We start from the raw sequence: 616 nt of genomic DNA on the forward strand, positions 1-616 counted from the left end.
TGAACTGCACCCCAAAACTTGGACGGCTTAAATAAGAACTACGCCGCAAGGGACTGTCTCCGGAACTCCTCCGGGGTCAGTCCCTTCAGTTTAACCTGGCGCCTCCTCGTGTTCCAATGGACCACGAAGTCGTCGAGGTCCGCCTTGAAGGACTCGAAGTCCGGCCACGTCCTTCCGCGGAAGAACTCGTCCTTGATGTGGCCGAACACCTGCTCCGTCGCGCCGTTGTCGATGCAGTTGCCCTTCCGGGACATGCTCTGCACCACGCCGGCCTCCTCCAACCGTCTGCACCAACCGGCCTGCTGGTACTGCCAGCCCATGTCCGAGTGCAGGATCGGCCTGGAGCCCTTGGGCTTCTTGGACACGAGCTGGTCGAGCAGCTCGTGCTGCTGAGCCATGTTGGGGTGCAGCGACGTGGACCAGGCGACGATCTCCTTGCTGCCGAAGTCGTAGACCGGCGCGAAGTAGGCCTTGCCCCAGGGCTGTTTGAACTCGGTGACGTCGGTGCCCATCTTTTCCCACGGCCCGTCGGCGGCGAAGTCGCGCCCGATGACGTTCTCGAAGGTCTTTCCGACCTTGCCCCTGTACGAGTTGTACCTGTGGTAGTCGGTCTCGC

1 protein-coding gene is annotated in these 616 nt (G+C 62.0%); it reads right to left on the reverse strand.

Features of this window, described 5'->3' with window-relative positions; all coding sequences use genetic code 11:
- Window positions 1-38: 38 nt before the first annotated feature.
- On the reverse strand, window positions 39-616 hold a 578-nt coding region (locus ACQRAJ_RS08780; protein ID WP_427748390.1), incomplete at its 5' end, for an IS3 family transposase.

Source organism: Collinsella sp. SGI.184, from assembly GCF_050313415.1.
In the GTDB taxonomy this organism is placed as follows: domain Bacteria; phylum Actinomycetota; class Coriobacteriia; order Coriobacteriales; family Coriobacteriaceae; genus Collinsella.